This is a genomic window from Streptomyces sp. NPDC002884, from assembly GCF_040295245.1.
Classification (GTDB): Bacteria; Actinomycetota; Actinomycetes; order Streptomycetales; family Streptomycetaceae; genus Streptomyces.
The window spans coordinates 145,585-163,667 of sequence record NZ_JBEOVB010000010.1 but is presented as its reverse complement, the minus strand read 5'-3'; the positions used below and the strand labels follow the sequence as shown (position 1 = coordinate 163,667).

The 18,083-nt window shown below is 72.7% G+C and carries 14 protein-coding genes; 10 read left to right on the top strand and 4 right to left on the bottom strand.

The annotated features are described in order from the left end of the window. Positions 1–58: 58 nt before the first annotated feature. From ABT070_RS22020 to ABT070_RS22010, 3 genes are all read left to right on the top strand, one after another. The gene (locus tag ABT070_RS22020) at positions 59–1,234 is read left to right on the top strand and encodes a thiolase C-terminal domain-containing protein (RefSeq protein ID WP_351763188.1); all 1,176 of its coding nucleotides are present in this window, start codon (positions 59–61) and stop codon (positions 1,232–1,234) included. A 567-nt stretch (positions 1,235–1,801) separates the two neighbouring features. Further along, positions 1,802–2,806, top strand: coding sequence for an expansin EXLX1 family cellulose-binding protein (locus ABT070_RS22015; protein WP_351763186.1), 1,005 nt, complete (start codon positions 1,802–1,804; stop codon positions 2,804–2,806). Between the two features lie 17 nt (positions 2,807–2,823). After that, on the top strand, positions 2,824–3,489 hold the full coding sequence (locus ABT070_RS22010) for a pyridoxine/pyridoxamine 5'-phosphate oxidase (RefSeq protein ID WP_351763184.1): 666 nt from the start codon (positions 2,824–2,826) through the stop codon (positions 3,487–3,489). Between the two features lie 143 nt (positions 3,490–3,632). Here ABT070_RS22010 and ABT070_RS22005 read toward each other — a convergent pair whose 3' ends face one another. Beyond that, the gene (locus ABT070_RS22005) at positions 3,633–4,235 is read right to left on the bottom strand and encodes a GNAT family N-acetyltransferase (protein WP_351763182.1); all 603 of its coding nucleotides are present in this window, start codon (positions 4,233–4,235) and stop codon (positions 3,633–3,635) included. 25 nt (positions 4,236–4,260) lie between these two features. After that, the gene (locus tag ABT070_RS22000) at positions 4,261–4,650 is read right to left on the bottom strand and encodes a Zn-ribbon domain-containing OB-fold protein (protein WP_351763373.1); all 390 of its coding nucleotides are present in this window, start codon (positions 4,648–4,650) and stop codon (positions 4,261–4,263) included. A 232-nt stretch (positions 4,651–4,882) separates the two neighbouring features. On the opposite strand from ABT070_RS22000, the gene ABT070_RS21995 reads away from it, so the two are divergent. The 6 genes from ABT070_RS21995 (at position 4,883) to ABT070_RS21970 (ending at position 13,769) form a co-directional block, all read left to right on the top strand. Then, positions 4,883–6,538 (top strand): subtype B tannase, encoded by a 1,656-nt coding sequence (locus ABT070_RS21995; RefSeq protein ID WP_351763180.1) that lies wholly within the window; start codon positions 4,883–4,885, stop codon positions 6,536–6,538. 351 nt (positions 6,539–6,889) lie between these two features. Continuing rightward, positions 6,890–8,077 (top strand): flavin-containing monooxygenase, encoded by a 1,188-nt coding sequence (locus ABT070_RS21990; protein ID WP_351763178.1) that lies wholly within the window; start codon positions 6,890–6,892, stop codon positions 8,075–8,077. 247 nt (positions 8,078–8,324) lie between these two features. After that, a complete protein-coding gene (locus ABT070_RS21985; protein WP_351763176.1) occupies positions 8,325–9,800 on the top strand; it encodes a flavin monoamine oxidase family protein in 1,476 nt (491 codons plus the stop codon). Between the two features lie 136 nt (positions 9,801–9,936). Further along, positions 9,937–12,162, top strand: a complete 2,226-nt coding sequence (locus tag ABT070_RS21980) for an acetate--CoA ligase family protein (RefSeq protein ID WP_351763174.1) — start codon at positions 9,937–9,939, stop codon at positions 12,160–12,162. 115 nt (positions 12,163–12,277) lie between these two features. Beyond that, a complete protein-coding gene (locus ABT070_RS21975) occupies positions 12,278–13,108 on the top strand; it encodes an enoyl-CoA hydratase/isomerase family protein (RefSeq protein WP_351763371.1) in 831 nt (276 codons plus the stop codon). A gap of 61 nt (positions 13,109–13,169) precedes the next feature. Beyond that, on the top strand, positions 13,170–13,769 hold the full coding sequence (locus tag ABT070_RS21970; protein ID WP_351763369.1) for a flavin reductase family protein: 600 nt from the start codon (positions 13,170–13,172) through the stop codon (positions 13,767–13,769). A 22-nt stretch (positions 13,770–13,791) separates the two neighbouring features. Here ABT070_RS21970 and ABT070_RS21965 read toward each other — a convergent pair whose 3' ends face one another. After that, complete coding sequence (locus ABT070_RS21965) at positions 13,792–15,345, bottom strand: multicopper oxidase family protein (protein ID WP_351763172.1); 1,554 nt, start codon at positions 15,343–15,345, stop codon at positions 13,792–13,794. A gap of 237 nt (positions 15,346–15,582) precedes the next feature. Beyond that, on the bottom strand, positions 15,583–16,935 hold the full coding sequence (locus tag ABT070_RS21960; protein ID WP_351763170.1) for an MFS transporter: 1,353 nt from the start codon (positions 16,933–16,935) through the stop codon (positions 15,583–15,585). A 71-nt stretch (positions 16,936–17,006) separates the two neighbouring features. Here ABT070_RS21960 and ABT070_RS21955 point away from each other — a divergent pair, with 71 nt between their 5' ends. Continuing rightward, entirely contained in the window at positions 17,007–18,056 is a 1,050-nt protein-coding gene (locus tag ABT070_RS21955; RefSeq protein ID WP_351763168.1) for a GlxA family transcriptional regulator, read from the top strand. Positions 18,057–18,083 lie beyond the last annotated feature (27 nt).

Genomic DNA, 18,083 nt, shown 5'->3' with positions numbered 1-18,083 from the left:
AATGCCCAGAGAGGCGGCACCTGTCAGGGCAGCCAGTATCTGATGTACTGTCAGATTCATGCCCTCCGCATCCGGTACCCGGAAAGTGGCCGTGGTCGGCGTCGCCCTCTCCGACTGCGGCCGAGTGGACGACGCCACCCCTTACGCCCTGCACGCCCAGGCGGCCCGGCGGGCGCTGACGGACGCGGGGCTCGACCGGTCGCGGGTGGACGGCTTCGCGTCCGCCGGACTCGGCACGCTGGCCCCCGTCGAGGTGGCGGACTATCTCGGCCTGCGGCCCAGCTGGGTCGACTCCACCTCCGTGGGCGGTGCGACCTGGGAGGTCATGGCCGCGCACGCGGCCGACGCGATCGCCGCCGGTCACGCGAACGCGGTCCTGCTGGCGTACGGCTCGACGGCCCGCGCGGACGTGAAGGCGGGCCGCCGCACCGGCACCTTCGCCTTCGGCGGCCGCGGTCCGCTCCAGTTCGAGGTCCCCTACGGCCACACCCTGATCGCCAAGTACGCGATGGCCGCCCGCCGCCACATGCTCCAGTACGGCACGACGATCGAACAGTTGGCGGAGGTGGCGGTCCAGGCGCGAGCGAACGCGGCCCTGAACCCCGACGCGATGTTCCGCGACCCGGTGACGGTGGACGACGTCCTGTCCGGCCCGATGATCGCCGACCCCTTCACGAAACTGCACTGCTGTCTGCGCTCCGACGGCGGCGCGGCGGTGCTCCTGGCGGCCGAGGAGTACGTGCGCGACTGCCGCACGGCCCCGGTGTGGATCCTCGGGACGGGGGAGCACGTCTCGCACGCCTCGATGTCCGGGTGGGACGACTTCACGGTCTCGCCGGCGGCGGTCAGCGGCCGGCTGGCGTTCGAGCGGGCGGGGCTGCGTCCGCGGGAGATGGACTTCGCCGAGATCTACGACGCGTTCACCTACATGACGCTGGTGACCCTCGAGGACCTGGGCTTCTGCGCGAAGGGCGAAGGCGGCGCGTTCGTGGAGAAGGGGCGGCTGACCCTGTCCGGCGCACTGCCGGTGAACACGGACGGGGGCGGGCTCTCGGCCCAGCATCCGGGCATGCGTGGGCTGTTCCTGCTGGTGGAGGCCGTACGGCAGCTGCGGGGCGAGGGCGGGGACCGACAGGTGAGGGCGCCGGACGGGGACCTGCCCCGGCTGGGCGTCGCCTCCGGAACCGGCGGCTGGTTCTGCTCGTCCGGCACGGTGGTCCTGGGCCGGGACTGAGCCGGGCCGGGACTGAGGCGGGCAAGGATTGAGACCCGCCATGCCGCCGCGCCACCGCGCCACCGCGCCCGGCAGGTCGCGCACGGCGATCGGCCCCTCGCGGGTCGACGGCGGGTCGACGGCGGGTCGGCGCGGACCGGCAGGACGGGCAGGGCCCGCAGGGCCGGCGCGACACCGGCGCGGGGGCGGGGCCCGGGTTGCGGGACTCGGGGCGCAGGACCGAGACCGCCACCGTCTCGGCGAGTGCCCTGACCGAGACCGCCACCGTGTCGGTAAGGGCACTCGCGGTCCGGCCGCGACAAGGGTCAGCTCAGGACCAGCAGGACGGAGTGGCGGTACGCAGCTGAAGGTCATGGCCCATGAGCACCTCTCTCGACGCGGGGGACACCCATCGTCGGGAGCGCGGACCGGCCGCGTCAGGGCCGGGAGACCCGACCCCGTTGAGTACGCGTACTCGGGCGCGGCCGGGTTTTTCCGCCGGGGCGGCAACCTTTCCGGGTCCGGCGGCGACGGACGGGTCGAAGGCTTTCCCAGACGTGCTCCGCCGAACCGCGTAAGGATTCATCCGTGGCATCCTCCTCGCACCGCCGATCCCGCCCCGAGAGGCGCACGCGCCGCGTCCCCGTCGTCACGGTGGTCGCCGTGGCGGCCGTCGCGCTCGTCGTGTCCCTGGTCGTGGCCTTCCGTCCCGACGGCGGGGCCGATGCCGGGGCCGCCGGCGGCGCGCGCACGGTCGAGCCCGCCGCCGGGGCCGGGGTGAGCGGTTCGCCGACGGCGACCGGGGCCGGCGCGTCACCGTCGCCGAAGCCGAAGCCGTCCACGACGGCCACCGCGTCCCCGAGCGCGACGGCCGGCAAGGCCGCCACGCCCGCCGCCACCCCGACCGGCGCGTCCGGCTCGTCGAGCGGGCGCTCGGCCGCGTCCGCCGCGCGGACCGCGTCCGGCGCGGCGCCGCAGGCGGGGCGGATCGCGCCCGGGACCGCCTACCGGGGCGTCGCCACCTCCTACGACATCGGGAACGGCGACGGCGCCTGCTCCTACGGCCCGACCTCCGACGTCATGACCGCGGCGATGAACACCGCCGACTACGAGACGTCCAAGGCGTGCGGCGCGTACGTCCTCGTCCGGGCCGGGAGCGGCGCGTCGATCACGGTCCGGATCACCAACGAGTGCCCGGCGCCCTGCGAGGCCGGCCAACTCGACCTCAGCCGGCAGGCCTTCGCGAAGCTGGCCCCTCTCTCGGCGGGCCGGATCCCGATCACGTGGAGCCTGCTGAGTCCCGCCACGTCCGACACGGTGTCGATCCGCTACAAGACCGGTTCCACCCAGTACTGGTGCGGCATCCAGGCGATCGGCCACCGCAACCCGCTGGCCCGGCTGGAGGTCCGCACGAGTGCCGGCTGGACCCGTCTGGCGCGCACCGAGTACAACTACTTCCTCTCCGAGCAGGGCACCGGCTGCGGCGGCGCGCTCCGGCTCACCGACATCTACGGGGAGCGGCTGACGGTCGAGGGGATCGCCGTCCGGGCGGACGTGGTGCAGTCGACGCGGGTCCAGTTCGCCCGGCACTGACCGCATACTCTCGCCGCATGGCCAAGGATCTTCATGAGCTGCTGAGGTCGCTGCGGGTGTGGGACCCGGAGGTGACCGCGCTGCCGCCGTTCGTCCCGGAGGCGGCGCCCGCCGAGCCGCTGTCCCTGTTCACCGACTGGTTCGCCGAGGCGGTGGCGGCGGGCGAGCGGGAGCCGCACACGACGACCCTCGCCACCGTCGGCGAGGACGGTCTGCCGGACGCCCGCATCGTGATGCTGCACGGCGCCGACGCGGACGGCTGGGCTTTCGCGACCCACGCCACCAGCCGGAAGGGCCGCCAGCTCGCCGCCCGCCCGTACGCGGCCCTGACCTTCTACTGGCCGGTGCTCGGCCGCCAGGTCCGGGTACGCGGCCCGGTCACCTCCGCCCCCTCCGATGAGGCCCAGGCCGACCTGCACGCCCGCTCGACGGGCGCCCTGGCCGCCGCCCTGACCGGACGGCAGAGCGAGGTCCTGGCCTCCACGGAGGAACTGACGGAGGCGTCGCGGGCGGCCTGGGAACACGCCCGCGAGCACCCGACGGCCACGTCCCCGACCTGGACCCTGTACCGACTGCGTCCGGACGAGGTGGAGTTCTTCCAGGGGGACAGCACCCGCCGTCATGCGCGGCTGAGGTACCGCCGGTCGGGCGGGTCCTGGTCCAGGGAACAGCTGTGGCCCTGAGGACACCCTTCAGGGACGGCCCGCGGCACGCGGGTGTCCCGTCCCGGCGAAGGTGATCCAACGGGTGGCACGGGACGTGTCGAGGAGGTACCGGACCCGCCCGCCCCCGGTCACCTCCGTCTGCCACCGTCAGCGGTCCTGCCTCACGGGAACTCCGGCTCCGGGTCCGTCGTCAGTCGGCCGTGCAGGTGGACGTCCCGGAAGGCGTCCCGGCGGCCCGAGTCCCACATCGCGCCGCGCAGGGTGCCCTCGCACCGGAAGCCGCAGCGTTCGGCGATCCGGCAGGAGGCGTCGTGACCGAGCGCGTGGCCCAGTTCCAGCCGGTGCAGACCGATCTCGGTGAACGCCCACCGGGCCGCGAGCAGCAGGGAGCGGGTGGCGACGTGCCGGCCCCGCGCCTCCGGCAGGATCCAGTAGCCGACTCTGGCGAAGCTCAGCACGCGGTCGATCATGTTGACGGAGATCTGCCCGAGGACCGTGCCGTCGTCCGTGTCCGTGACACAGAACGCCATGGCGCGTCCGGCGGCCACGTCGGCGCTCTTGCCCTGCAGGGACGCCCGGGCGTCGGCGGTGTCGGTGATCGTCCGCAGCGGGGTGTTCCAGCGTACGAACTCCGGGTCGACGTGCCCGCGCAGCCAGGCCTGTACGTCGGTGGCGGACTCCGGGTTCCAGGGGCGCAGGGTCAGGCCATGGCCGTGGAGACCGGGAGCGAGGGGGGTCGGGTGCTGCTCGCGCGTGTCGGTCATCCGGCCATTGAACACCGCCGGTCCTTCACGGCGCGGGCCGGAACACCGGCACCCCGTCCCGGAAGGCGACCGCCAGCTCCAGCCCCGCCCGCAGCTCCGCCCCCTCCCCCACGATCTCCGTGGACATCCGCGGTCCCTCCGCCAGATCGACGACCGCCGCGACGTACGGAGTGCGCCCCGCGAAGGGCGGCAGGTCGTTGCGGTGGACGACGGACCAGGTGTAGAGGGTGGCCAGGCCGCTCGCGTCCTCCCAGGTCACGTCCTCGCTCCAGCAGTACGGGCAGAACTCCCGGGGGTAGTGGTGGGCCCGTGCGCAGGCCCCGCAGCGCCGGATCAGCAGCCGGCCCCCGGCGGCCGCGTCCCAGTACGCGCGGGTGAAGGCGTCGGCCTCGGGGACGTCGAAACGGTTGCCCATCTCCATGGATCTGACGGTACGTCAGACAGTCGGATCCGGGAAGCCCGCACAGCCCCGGCGACCCCTCTCCATGACGTTTTCCATGAGAGATCCCTGTGCGTTCGCCATGAATCTGTGCGTCGCCCGTGAATGTCCCGAAGATTGTTGACGATTTTGTTGGCTCCGGATTACGTTCGCCATCGCAAGCCCGGAGAACACGCAGTCACCACCCGGTTCATGGAGAGGCAGCATCGTGAAGCACAGGGCAGTCAAGCGCAGGTCGGTCGTCTTGGGGCTCGGCGCCACCGCGGGCGTCGCGGCAGTGGGCGGCATCGCCCTGAGCGCGCAGGCGTCCGGCGGCACGTCGACGTCCTCGGCCTCGGACGCCGGTTCCCTGGCCTTCGACCCGGACGGCTTCACGAAGCTCACGACGACCGTCACGGACACCGCCGGCGACGAGCACTCCGTGACGTACCACTTCTGGAAGGCGATCACCTACGTCGCCAAGCCGGTGGACGCCGCCTACCAGTCGCTGAACGTGAGCGTGCCGGTCGAGATCGACGGCACGGCGGTCGACGCGAGCAACGCGCCGATCCTGTTCGCGAACTCCGTCGGCGGCTACATGCCGTCCTCCGTGGCCGACGCCACCGGAATCGGCGCAGGGGGCATGGGCGGCGGGATGGGCGGCGGCGCGCCCGGCGGAGCGCCCTCGGCCGGCGCCTCGGCCTCTGCCTCCGCCTCGGCCCCGGGCGCCAACGGCAACACCAACGCCACCGGCGGAGCCCTGGCATCCAACCAGCTGCTGGCCCTGGCCGCCGGCTATGTCGTCGTCGAGCCCGGCGCCCGCGGCCGTACGCTCAAGAACTCCGCCGGCGAGTACTACGGCGTGGCCCCCGCCGCGATCGTCGACCTCAAGGCCGCCGTCCGGTACGTGCGGGCCAACAAGGGCGTCATCCCCGGCGACACCGACCGGATCGTGTCCGCCGGCACCAGCGCCGGCGGCGCGCTCTCCTCGCTGCTCGGCGCGTCCGGTGACAGCCCGCTCTACGCCGAGTACCTCAAGGAGCTCGGCGCGGCCGACGCCTCCGACGCGATCTTCGCGACCGGCGCCTGGTGCCCGATCACCGACCTGGAGCACGCCGACGGCTCCTACGAGTGGAACTGGGGCACCAACGCCCTCAGCACCGGCAAGCAGGTCGACCAGACGGTCTCGAAGACGCTGCAGTCGCAGTTCGCCGAGTACCAGGCCGGACTGAAGCTCAGGGGCCTGAACGGCTTCGGCACGCTGAACGCCCGCAACTACGACGCGTACCTGGTCGCGCAGTACCTGGAGCCGTCGGCCACCACCTATCTCGCGGCCCTCTCCGACACCGCCCGCGAGACGTACCTCGCCGCCAACACCTTCATCACCTGGAAGAACGGCAGGGCCACCTTCTCCTGGGCGGACTTCCTCACCCACGTCGGCGCCCGCAAGAAGAACACCCCGGCCTTCGACGCCTTCGACCTGTCGGCGGGCGAGAACAACGAGTTCGGCAAGGGCACCGTCCTCTCCCGTCACTTCACGGCGTACAGCCTGAAGAACGACACCACCGGGCTCACCGCCAAGCGCCTCGACAGCGACATCCCCGAGATGCTGCGGCTGATGAACCCGATGTACTTCCTGACCGACAAGCCCAACGCGGGCCGCAGCAAGCACTGGTGGATCCGGCTCGGCACCAAGGACTCCGACACCTCGCTGACGGTCTCCGCCAACATCGCCGCCGCCGCGAGCGGCCTCGGCGACGACGTCGACCACCTCTACTACTGGGACCAGGGCCACGGCGCCAACACCGACCCGGGCGACTTCATCACCTGGATCGCCAAGGTGACGGGCCACAAGAAGGCCGCCGGCAAGGTCGAGAAGCGGTAGTTCCGCGCGCCTCCCGGCCACTTCGGGAGGCATCCTGGACGCGGCGGCGTCAGTTTCCCGTCATAGTCACCGACGCCGTCCGCACGCGACGCCTGGCCCGAGCGCACCTGGGCCAGGCGTCGCACCTTTTCCCTCCCTCACCGCCGGTCGCGCCCCGCTCCCCGCAGGCCCCGCACCGCCGTCCCCACCCGGATTCCCCACCCGGTTTCCCCACCGGCTCGCCCCGTCGCGCACAACCGAGTGGTCTACGTCACGGGTCCTACCCGCACTTCCCCCACACGTGATCGATCCGCAACCAATTCCGGTCTTGACCGAGACCCATCAACGGCCCGCGTGATTACGCTCGCGCTCATGGAAGACTCCGCACCGCGCCCCACCTCCCCGATCACCACCGCGAACCCGGCCGACCGCCCCGTCTACGTCATCGGCGGCGGTCCCGGCGGCCTCGCCACCGCGTACGCGCTGCGTGCCCAGGGCATACGGGCCGTCGTCGTGGAGAAGTCCGACGGGGTCGGCGCGTCCTGGCGGCGCCATTACGACCGGCTGCATCTGCACACCACCCGGCGCCTCTCGGCCCTGCCCGGGCTGGCCGTACCGCGCCGGTTCGGACGGTGGGTGGCACGCGACGACATGGTGCGCTACCTGGAGAAGTACGCCGAGGTCCATGAGCTGGAGATCGTCACGGGCGTCGAGGTCTCCCGTGTCGAGCGCACCCCGGACGGCACCGGCTGGCTGCTGCGCGCTTCCGGCGGGCGCGAGCTCGTCGGCTCGGCGGTGGTCGTCTCCACCGGTTACAACCACACCCCGCACCTGCCCGACTGGCCCGGCCGCGAGGCGTTCACGGGCGAACTGACACACGCCGCCGCCTACCGCAGCGGCAAGGAGTACGCCGGCCGGGACGTCCTCGTCGTCGGCGTCGGCAACACCGGCGCCGAGATCGCCGTCGACCTGGTGGAGAGCGGGGCCGGGCGGGTGCGGCTGTCGGTGCGCACGGTCCCGCACATCGTGCGCCGCTCGACGGCCGGCTGGGCCGCGCAGTACACGGCCGTGCTCGTCCGGCGGCTGCCGGTCCGCCTCGTGGACCGGCTCGCGCGGCCGATGGCGAGGCTCAGCGTGCCGGACCTGTCGGCGCACGGTCTGCCCCGCCCCGACAGCGGCCTCTACTCCCGCGTCAGGGAGGGCGCCATCCCGGTGCAGGACGTGGGCCTGATCGACGCCGTGCGCAAGGGCAGGGTGGAGATCGTGGCCGCCGTGGAGGGCTTCGAGGACGACGGGAAGGTCGTCCTCGCCGACGGCTCCCGGATCTCCCCGGACGCCGTCGTCGCCGCCACCGGATACCGCCGCGCCCTGGAGGACCTGGTCGGCCACTTGGGAGTGATCGACGACCGCGGCAGACCCGTGGCGCACGGCGCCCGCGCCCCCAAGGACACCCCCGGCCTGTACTTCACCGGCTTCACCACCCCCATCAGCGGCACGCTCCGCGAGCTGGCGATCGACGCGGAGAAGATCGCGAAGGCCGTACGCCGCCACCTCCGCTAGCCCGCCCCGGCCGACCCCGGCTGCCCGCCCAGGCCGGCCCCGGCAGTCGGCCCGGAGGCCCAACTCCCTCCCAACTCCCTCTATCTCGCTGCTCGTTACACCTGTGCCAGATGTGACGAGAGCGTTGTCCCGCGCCCTCTCGCGGAGCCAGAATGTGAGCCCTGTTCATCTTTTGGTTCCACCCCCGCTCGCTCTCGAAGCTCGACGGAGGACGCACGTGGCAAGTGAAAGACAGCACTCCCCAGGCATGTCCCGCCGTTCCCTGCTCGGCCGCACCGCCGCCGCGGCCGCCGGCGCCACCGCCCTGACCGCGACCGCCGCCGGTACGGCCGCCGCGGCCACCACGCGGGACGTGGACGTCGCGATCGTCGGCGGCGGCCTCGCCGGCCTCACCGCCGCACGCGACCTCGTGGCCGCCGGCCGGACGGTCGCCGTCCTGGAGGCCCGCGACCGGGTGGGCGGCAGGGTGGTCAACCTGCCCCTGGCCAACGGGGGAGTCACCGAGGGCGGCGGCGAGTTCATCGGCCCCACCCAGGACCGCATCAAGGCGCTCGCCGACTCCCTGGGCGTGGCCACCTTCGCCACCTACAACACCGGCAAGAACCTCCTGTACAAGGACGGCAAGAAGACCCCGTACGCCACCGACGGCCTCCTCGGCTCGGTCCCGCCCGTCGACGTCGCCGGCCTCGCCAACGCCGCGATCGTGCAGGCCTCGCTGGACGACATGGCCAAGCAGGTGCCGGTCGACGCGCCCTGGACCGCCGCCAAGGCCGCCGAGTGGGACAAGCAGACCTTCGAGAGCTGGCTGAACGCCAACGCGGTGGTCCCGTCGGCGAAGTTCCTCCTCGACGTGGCCTGCACCTCGGTCTTCTCGGCCGAACCCCGCGAACTCTCGCTCCTCTTCGTCCTCTTCTACATCGCGGCGGCCGGCAACGAGACGACCCCCGGCACCCTGGAACGCCTCACCGAGACCGCGAACGGCGCCCAGGAACTGCGGTTCGTCGGCGGCTCCCAGCTGGTGCCGGTCAAGCTCGCCGCCACCCTCGGCGACCGGGTCGTGCTGAACGCCCCCGTGCGCACGATCGCCCGCTCCGGCGCCAAGTACGTCGTCACCGCCGACGGCGTCACCGTCACCGCCAAGCGGGTCGTCGTCGCCGTGCCCCCGCCGCTCGCCGCCCGCATCCGGTACGACCCGCTGCTGCCCGCCGCCCGCGACCAGCTCACCCAGCGGCTGCCGATGGCCTCGGTCGGCAAGGCGATCGCGATCTACGACACCCCCTTCTGGCGCGCCGACGGCCTCAACGGCCAGGTCGTCAGCGACACCGGGGTGATCAGCTCCACCTTCGACAACTCCCCGCCCGACGCCTCGTACGGCGCGCTGATGGGCTTCATCGAGGCCGACGAGGCCCGGAAGCTGGACGCGGCGAGCGAGGCGGAGGTCAGGGCGGCCGTGCTGAAGGACTACGTGACGTACTTCGGCGAGAAAGCCGCCTCCCCTTCCTCCTTCGTCCTGCAACGCTGGAACAACGAGGCCTACACCCGCGGCGGCCCCGTCTCGATCGCCGCGCCGGGTGTCCTGACGCAGTACGGCCCGGCCCTGCGCGCGCCGGTCGGCGGGATCCACTGGGCCGGGACGGAGACCTCCGTCCACTGGATGGGCTTCATGGACGGAGCCGTCCGGTCGGGCGAGCGGGTGGCGAAGGAGGTGCTGGCGGTGCTGTAGTCGCCGCCCGCGTCCACCCCCGCCCGCTCCTTTCTGTGTGCACGACCATTCCTGACGCTCCGTCAGGTATGTAACCTGACAGAGCGTCAGTTACTTGACGGTCACTCATGGCAGTCACACAGGAGCGGGCGGACCGATGCTTGGATCAACCCACGGCACTCTCACCACCGACTCCCGCCGGGCCCGGGTCATCGCGTGCGGCGAGCATCCCGGGCCCGCCGTCCACGGCCGGCCGGCCGACGCGGACGACCTCGACGTCAGCGGCCGTCCCCTGTATGCGGACGTCCCCGATCTGGACCGGTTCTTCCGGCCGGAGTCGGTCGCGGTCATCGGCGCCTCGGACGCCGAAGGACGCCCGAACACCGGTGTCACCCGGCAACTGGTGGGCTGGGCCGAGCGGGTGGGGGCACGGCTGCATCCCGTGCACCCCACCCGCGGGAGCGTCTTCGGCCTGCCCTGCTCGCCGTCCGTGGCCGACCTGCCCGAACAGGTCGACCTGGCCGTGCTGCTGGTCGCCGACCCGCTGCCCGTCATCGAGCAACTCGCCGAGACGAAGGTGAAGTTCGCCGTCGTCTTCGCCTCCGGCTTCGCGGAGACCGGCGAGGAGGGCGCGGCCGCGCAGGCCCGCCTCGCGGCGGCGGTGGCCCGCTCGGGCATCCGCCTCCTCGGCCCCAACACCAACCTCAACGCCTTCGAGCGGTTCCGCGACGATCTCCCCGGCCCGTCGATCGCGCTGATCACCCAGTCCGGCCACCAGGGCCGCCCGGTCTTCGCCCTCCAGGAACTCGGCATCCGCCTCTCCCACTGGGCGCCGACCGGCAACGAGGCCGATCTGGAGACCGCCGACTTCCTCTCCTACTTCGCCGAACGTCCCGAGGTCGGCGCGATCGCCTGTTATGTGGAGGGGCTGAAGGACGGCCGGTCCTTCCTCCTCGCCGCCGACCGGGCCGCCCGGCGCGGGGTGCCGGTCGTCGCGGTCAAGGTCGGCCGCACCGAGACCGGCGCCCGCACCGCCGCCTCCCACACCGGCAAGCTGACCGGCGCGGACGAGGTCGTCGACGCGGCGATGCGCCAGTACGGCGTGATCCGGGTGGACGGTCTCGACGAACTCCAGGACACCGCGGCCCTGTTGGCCCGAGCCCGGCCGCCGCAGGCCGACGGGGTCGTCGTCTACTCGATCTCGGGCGGCACCGGCGCCCACGCGGCCGACCTGGCGACGGCGGCGGGCCTCACCCTGCCGACCCTGTCGGCGGCCAGACAGGCCGAGCTGCACGAGTGGATCCCCGCGTACCTGAACGTGGCCAACCCGGTCGACAACGGCGGCCATCCGGTGGGCGACCACCGCGGCCGGAAGATCATCGACTCGATCCTCGACGACCCGGCCGTCGGCGTCCTGATCTGCCCGATCACCGGACCGTTCCCGCCGCTCAGCGACCGTCTGGTCCAGGACCTGGTGGACGCCGCGGAACGGACGGACAAGCTGGTGTGCGTGGTCTGGGGCTCGCCGGTGGGCACCGAACCGGCCTACCGCGAAGTCCTGCTGGGCTCCTCCCGGGTGGCGACCTTCCGCACCCTCGCCAACTGCATCTCGGCCGTCCGCGCCCACCTCGGGCACCACCGCTTCGTGAGCGACTACCACTCCCCCTTCGACCAGGCGCCGCGCACCCAGTCGCCGTCCTTCCGCAAGGCGCAGCTGCTGATGCGGCCGGGGCAGCAGCTGAGCGAGCACGGGGCGAAGCAGCTGCTGCGGGCGTACGGCATCCGGGTCCCGCGCGAGCAGCTGGTGACCAGCGCGGCGGCTTCGGTGCGGGCGGCGGGGCTGGTCGGCTACCCGGTGGTGATGAAGGCCTCCGGCGCGCAGATCGCCCACAAAACCGAACTGGGGCTCGTGAAGGTCGGCCTGACCTCGGCCAGCCAGGTCCGTGACGCCTACCGCGAGCTGACCGACATAGCCCGCTACGAAGGGGTCTCGCTGGACGGCGTCCTGGTGTGCCAGATGGTCGAGCGGGGGGTGGAGATGGTGGTCGGCGTGACCCACGACGACCTGTTCGGCCCGACGGTGACGGTGGGCCTCGGCGGGGTCCTGGTGGAGGTCCTGCACGACGCCGCGGTGCGCGTGCCGCCGTTCGGCGAGGACCAGGCCCGCGACATGCTGGCCGAACTGCGCGGGAGAGCGTTGCTGGACGGCGTACGGGGCCGTCCTCCGGCCGATCTGGACGCGCTCGTCGAGGTGATCCTGCGCGTGCAGCGGATGGCCCTGGAGCTGGGCGACGACCTCGCCGAGCTCGACATCAACCCCCTGGTGGTCCTGCCCTGGGGGCAGGGCGCGGTGGCGTTGGACGCCCTGGCGGTGTGCCGGTGACGGCCACCCCATGGACGGCCACCCCATGGACAACCACCCCATGGACGACCACCGCAGGGACGACCACCGCAGGGACGACCACCGCAGGGACCGCCACCCCACGGACCGCCACCTCATGGGCGAGAGCCGAGAACGGAGCCTGACCGTGTCCGAGCCGTCGATTCAGCACCGGACCGACCGCGAGGTCACCCATCTCACCCACATCACCCTCGACCGCCCCGAGACCCTGAACGCCCTCACCCCCGGGATGCGGGACCACCTGATCGACCTCCTCGGAGAGGCCTCGGCCGACCCGGACGTGCGGGCGGTGGTGCTCACCGGCACCGGCCGCGGCTTCTGCGCGGGCGCGGATCTGCGGGGCGGCTCCACGGGCGGCGAGCGGGTGGCCGGCGACGTGAGCCGGACCCTCCGGCTCGGCGCCCAGCGCCTGATCGGTGCCGTCCTCGACTGCGAGAAGCCGGTGATCGCCGCGGTGAACGGCACGGCGGCCGGCCTGGGCGCGCACCTCGCGTTCGCCTGCGATCTGGTGCTGGCGGCGGAATCGGCGAGGTTCATCGAGGTGTTCGTCCGCCGGGGCCTGGTCCCGGACGGCGGCGGCGCCTACCTCCTCCCCCGGCTGATCGGGCCCCGGCGGGCCAAGGAGCTGATGTTCTTCGGCGACGCGGTCACCGCGCCGGACGCCGAACGTCTCGGCCTGGTCAACCGGGTGGTCCCGGACGGCGAGCTGGACAAGACGGCCCGCGAGTGGGCGGCACGCCTGGCCGCCGGTCCCACCCGCGCCCTGGCGCTCACCAAGCAACTGGTGAACGGCTCCCTGGACGCCGACCGGGCCACCGCCTTCGCCGCCGAGGCCGCCGCGCAGGAGATCAACATGACGACGGCGGACGCGCGGGAAGGCGTGACGAGCTTCGTGGAGCGGCGCGAGCCGAGGTTCCGGGGCCGGTGACGGGTCCCGGCCGCCGCGGCCCTTCCTATCTGACATGCCGTCAGTTTCAATGGGAGACATGATGGGACATGTGGGAATGGCGGCCGCGGCCGTCCGTTACCTCAGGGCGGACCACCCGGTCGAGGCGCTGCCGCGCCCGGAGCTGCGCTGTGTCCGCGAGGACGAACGCGCGCCGGTGGACCCGGTCGAGTTCCGGCGGGTGCTCGGCAGCTTCGCGTCGGGCGTGACGGTCGTGACGGCGCCGGCCGTCGAGGGCGAGGACGGGAGCGCGGGCCCCGCCGGCTTCGCCTGCCAGTCCTTCTCCTCCCTCTCCCTCGATCCGCCCCTGGTCGCCTTCATGGTCGGCCGCACGTCCACGACCTGGCCGCGCATCGCCCGCGCGGGCGTCTTCTGCGTCAACGTGCTCAGCGCCGGCCAGGCCGGTCTGTGCCGCGCCTTCGCGGCGAGCGGCACCGACAAGTTCGCGGGTGTCGCCCACGACGCGGCCCCTGTGTCGGGGGCGCCCCGCCTCACCGGCACCCTCGCCTGGATCGACTGCGCGGTCCACGCCGTCCACACGGGCGGCGACCACCTCGTCGTCGTGGGCCGGGTGAACGCCCTGGGGACGGGCGAGGGCGCGGACGAACCGCCCCTGCTGTTCCACCGGGGGCGCTTCCTCTGAGCGTCGGCCGGTGCGCCCCCGCTCAGCGCACGTAGTCGACGATCTGCATCATGCCTTCGTCGCCGTGCTGGAGCTGGTGGCAGTGCAGCATGGAGCGGCCGGTGAAGTCCTCGGCGCGCAGCCGGAAGGTGATCGAGCCGTTCGGCGGGATGCTGACGGTGTCGTGCCAGACCGGCGTGGCCAGCCGGCGGTTGTCGACGGCGGTGAGCAGGAAGTGGTTGGTGTGGAGGTGGAAGGGGTGATGGCTGTGGGCGTGGGAGTCGTTGACGACCGTCCACTCCTCCACCTCGCCCAGCCGGACGCGCTGGTTGACGAAGTCGGACGCGAGACGGCCCCAGGCGAGATCGCGGCGGCCGGCCAGCGGGTCGGCGGGCGGAGTCTCGCCGTCTCCCAGGATGCGGTAGGCGTTCGGGAAGGCGCCCGAGAAGACGTTCTCGTAGCTGCGGAACGTCAGGGCCCGGGTGCGGGTGGGCTCGGGCAGCTCGGTGGGCCTGCCGGGCAGACTGGTCGGCAGTGACATCGGGCGGGCCTCGCCGGTGACCACGAGCGTCAGCAGGGTCTGCGAGGGGCCCCCGCCGGACAGCTTGTACGTACCGGGCCGGCCTCCGCGGATCAGCAGGTCGGCGCGCCCGCCCATCGGCAGCGTCAGTCCGGTGGTGGCCACGGGCTCCATGAAGGTGATGCCGTCGCAGGCGATCTGGTGCAGCTCGTGCCCGCGCAGGCTCAGGAAGTGAGCGGTGATCGCTCCCGCGTTGACGATCCGCCAGCGCTGGACCTCCCCGGGGGCGATGGTCAGCACCGGATTCTTCACGCCGTTGACCAGGAAGGTCGAGACGATGCCCTCGTAGGCGCCGTGCGAGGTCAGGTCCGGGACCCGCCCGCCGGACAGTTTGAGCTCGTTGATGCAGACGACGACGTCCTTGGCGGCGGCGATCTCGGGCACCTCGTCGACGTCCCCCTCGACGACGAGGACGCCCCCCATGCCGTTCAGCAGCTGGGTCGACGTGGAGCCGTGATGGTGCGGGTGGTACCAGAAGGTGCCGGCCGGATGGTCCGCCGGGACGTCGACAACGCTGCGGTGGGTGGTGGTGGCCCCCGGCGTGTCGGAGGGCTCGAAGGCGCGGTAGATGTTGTCCGCCTCGCCCGCGGGGTCCACGTGCATGCCGTGGGTGTGCAGGTTGAAGGTGTTGAAGTCGTGCGGGACGTTCATGTCCTGATGCGCCGCCTCGGCGTGCGCCGTCCCGGCGTTCGGCGGCAGCGCGTTGACCTGGGTGATCTCCAGCGAGTCCCCCGGCCGCACCCGCAGCGTCGGCCCGGGGATCGTCCCCTCGTAGGTGCGCGTGGTCACCGTGCCGACGCCGGGGATCACCTGCTCGGTGAGCCCGACGGTCAGCCGGGTCTCCAGCCGCCCCGTGTGCGGGGGCGTCCTGCGGGTCTCCGGCTGCGGGAAGGAGGCTTCGGCCTCGTCGGCCTCCTGTCGCGCCACCGCTCGCGGACTCGCCGCCACGCCGGTCAGGACCGCCCCGGCGGCGACCGGCAGGCACTTCAGCACGCCACGACGGGCCAGAGAAGTCACGTATCGCCTCCATGGGCAGAGAGCAGCAGACAGCAGCGGACGGGCAGAGCGACGACACGGAGGCCGCAGAACGCAGCCATCCGTGTCGGAATATGCCCATATGGTACGTAAAGGAGACCCAAAACCACCGTTGCCTCACCGGCCCGGACGAACGCCGCCGCAGACCGCCACCGGCTCGGGCAGCGCCCCTTCAGGCGACCGTCCGCTCCGGCAGCGCCCGCTCCGGCAGCCGTCGGTTCAGGCGGTCACCGGTGCGGGGACCGCCGGCCGCCGCCGGATCACCAGCGCCATCAGCGCCGCCGCGGCGCACAGCGCCCCCGACGCGTACCAGACCATGTCGTACGAGCCGAACGTGTCCCGCGCCATGCCGCCCAGGAAGGCCACCAGGGCCGCCCCGACCTGGTGGGAGGCCAGGACCCAGCCGAAGACGATGGCGCTGTCCTCGCCGTACTGCTCGCGGCACAGCGCCAGGGTCGGCGGGACGGTGGCGACCCAGTCGAGGCCGTAGAAGACGATGAAGAAGATCATCGGCGGGTGCACGGAAGGGGCCAGCAGCATCGGCAGGAACAGCAGCGAGACGCCCCGCAGCGCGTAGTACACCGCCAGCAGCCGGCGCGGCTCGAAGCGGTCGGTGAACCAGCCGGAGGCGATCGTGCCGACCACGTCGAAGACGCCGATGACCGCGAGCAGCGAGGCCGCCGCCGTGATCGGCATGCCGTGGTCGTGGGCGGCGGGCACGAAGTGGGTCTGGACCAGGCCGTTCGTGGAGGCGCCGCAGATCGCGAAGGTGCCGGCCAGCAGCCAGAACGGGCCCGTGCGGACCGCCGAGAAGAGGACCCGCAGCGTGCGGCGCGCGGCACCCCGCACCGGTTCCGGCTTCGGGACGAACTCCGTCGCGCCGTACGGCTTCTGGCCCACGTCCGCCGGGTGGTCCCGCAGCAGCAGCCACACGAAGGGGACGACGGCCAGCGCGGCCAGCGCGACCGTCACCGCCGCCGGGCGCCAGTCGTGCCGCGTGACCAGCCAGGACAGCAGCGGCAGGAAGATCAACTGGCCGGAGGCGGAGGCCGCGGTCAGGATGCCGCTGACCAGACCCCGGCGGGTGGTGAACCAGCGGTTGGTGACCGTCGCGGCGAAGGCGAGCGCCATCGAGCCCGAGCCGAGGCCCACCAGCAGGCCCCAGTACAGCAGCAGCTGCCAGGCCGCCGTCATCCAGACCGTCAGGAGCGAGCCGACCGAGATCACGGTCAGCGCCACCGCGACCACCCGGCGGATGCCGAAGCGGTCCATCAGCGCCGCCGCGAACGGGGCGGTGAGGCCGTACAGCGCCAGGTTGATCGAGACCGCCGCGCCGATCGTGCCGCGCGACCAGCCGAACTCCTGGTGCAGCGGATCGATGAGCAGACCGGGGAGCGACCGGAAGGCCGCCGCGCCGATGATCGTGACGAAGGTGACGGCGGCGACGAACCAGGCGCGATGGACACGGCCGCGGCGACGGCCGAGAACGCGACCGAGAACCCGGCCGGGGGCGCGGTCGGACACGGGCTTCTGTTCCTCGGCGGACGCCGGAGTATCGGTTGTCTGGGTCACGTCACAGAGCTTCCGATACCGGAACCTACCGGACGAGTGGCCCGAGAGACAGCATTCGCTAGGATCGGGCCATGGCCGAACCGTACGCATCCCCCCGCCATCGCGTCGTCGTCCTCGCCCTCGACGGGCTGATGCCCTTCGAACTGGGCATTCCGCAGCGCATCTTCGGCAAGGCGCGCGACGCGGCGGGCCGCCGCCTGTACGACGTCGTCACCTGCTCCGTCCGGCCGCCGGGCCCCGTCGAGACGGACGCCGACTACGCCGTCCTGGTCGGCAACGGCCCCGAGGCGCTGGCCACCGCCGACACCGTGGTCGTCCCCACCTCCTACGAGCTGGGCCCCGTCTACGAGGAGGGCGTGCTCACCCCCGAACTGGCCGCCGCCCTGGCCCTCCTCCGCCCCGGCACCCGTCTCGTCTCGATCTGCACCGGCGGATACGTCCTCGCCGCCGCGGGCTACCTGGACGGCCGCCCGGCCACCACGCACTGGATGCACGCCGAGCACTTCCAGCGGCTCTTCCCGAAAATCCGGGTCGACGCCGACGTGCTCTTCATCGACGACGGCGACGTCCTCACCTCCGCCGGTGTGGCGGCCGGGATCGACCTCTGCCTCCATCTCCTGCGCCGTGACCACGGGGCCGCGGTCGCCAACGAGGTGGCCCGCCGTACCGTCGTGCCGCCGCACCGCGACGGCGGCCAGGCGCAGTACATCGAACGCCCCGTGCCGGACCCGCAGCAGGCGACCACGACCGCCGCCCGCGCATGGGCGCTCGGCCGCCTCCACGAGCCGATCCAACTGCGCGACATGGCCGAGCAGGAGGCCATGTCGGTACGGACGTTCACCCGCCGCTTCCGTGAGGAGGTGGGCATCAGCCCCGGCCAGTGGCTCACCCAGCAGCGGGTCGAGCGGGCCCGGCACCTGCTGGAGTCCAGCGACCGCTCCGTCGACCGGATCGCCCGGGACGCCGGTTTCGGCACCGCCCAGTCGATGCGGCAGCACCTACAGGCGGCCCTCGGGGTCACGCCGACCGCGTACCGCCGCACCTTCCGCACCGTCCGCCCCAGGACCGGCGGGAGCGGCGGGAGCGGTGGTCACGACGCTGTCGACGCCGCCCTGGGGTGACCGCCCGGCGGTGCGCGCCTCACCCCA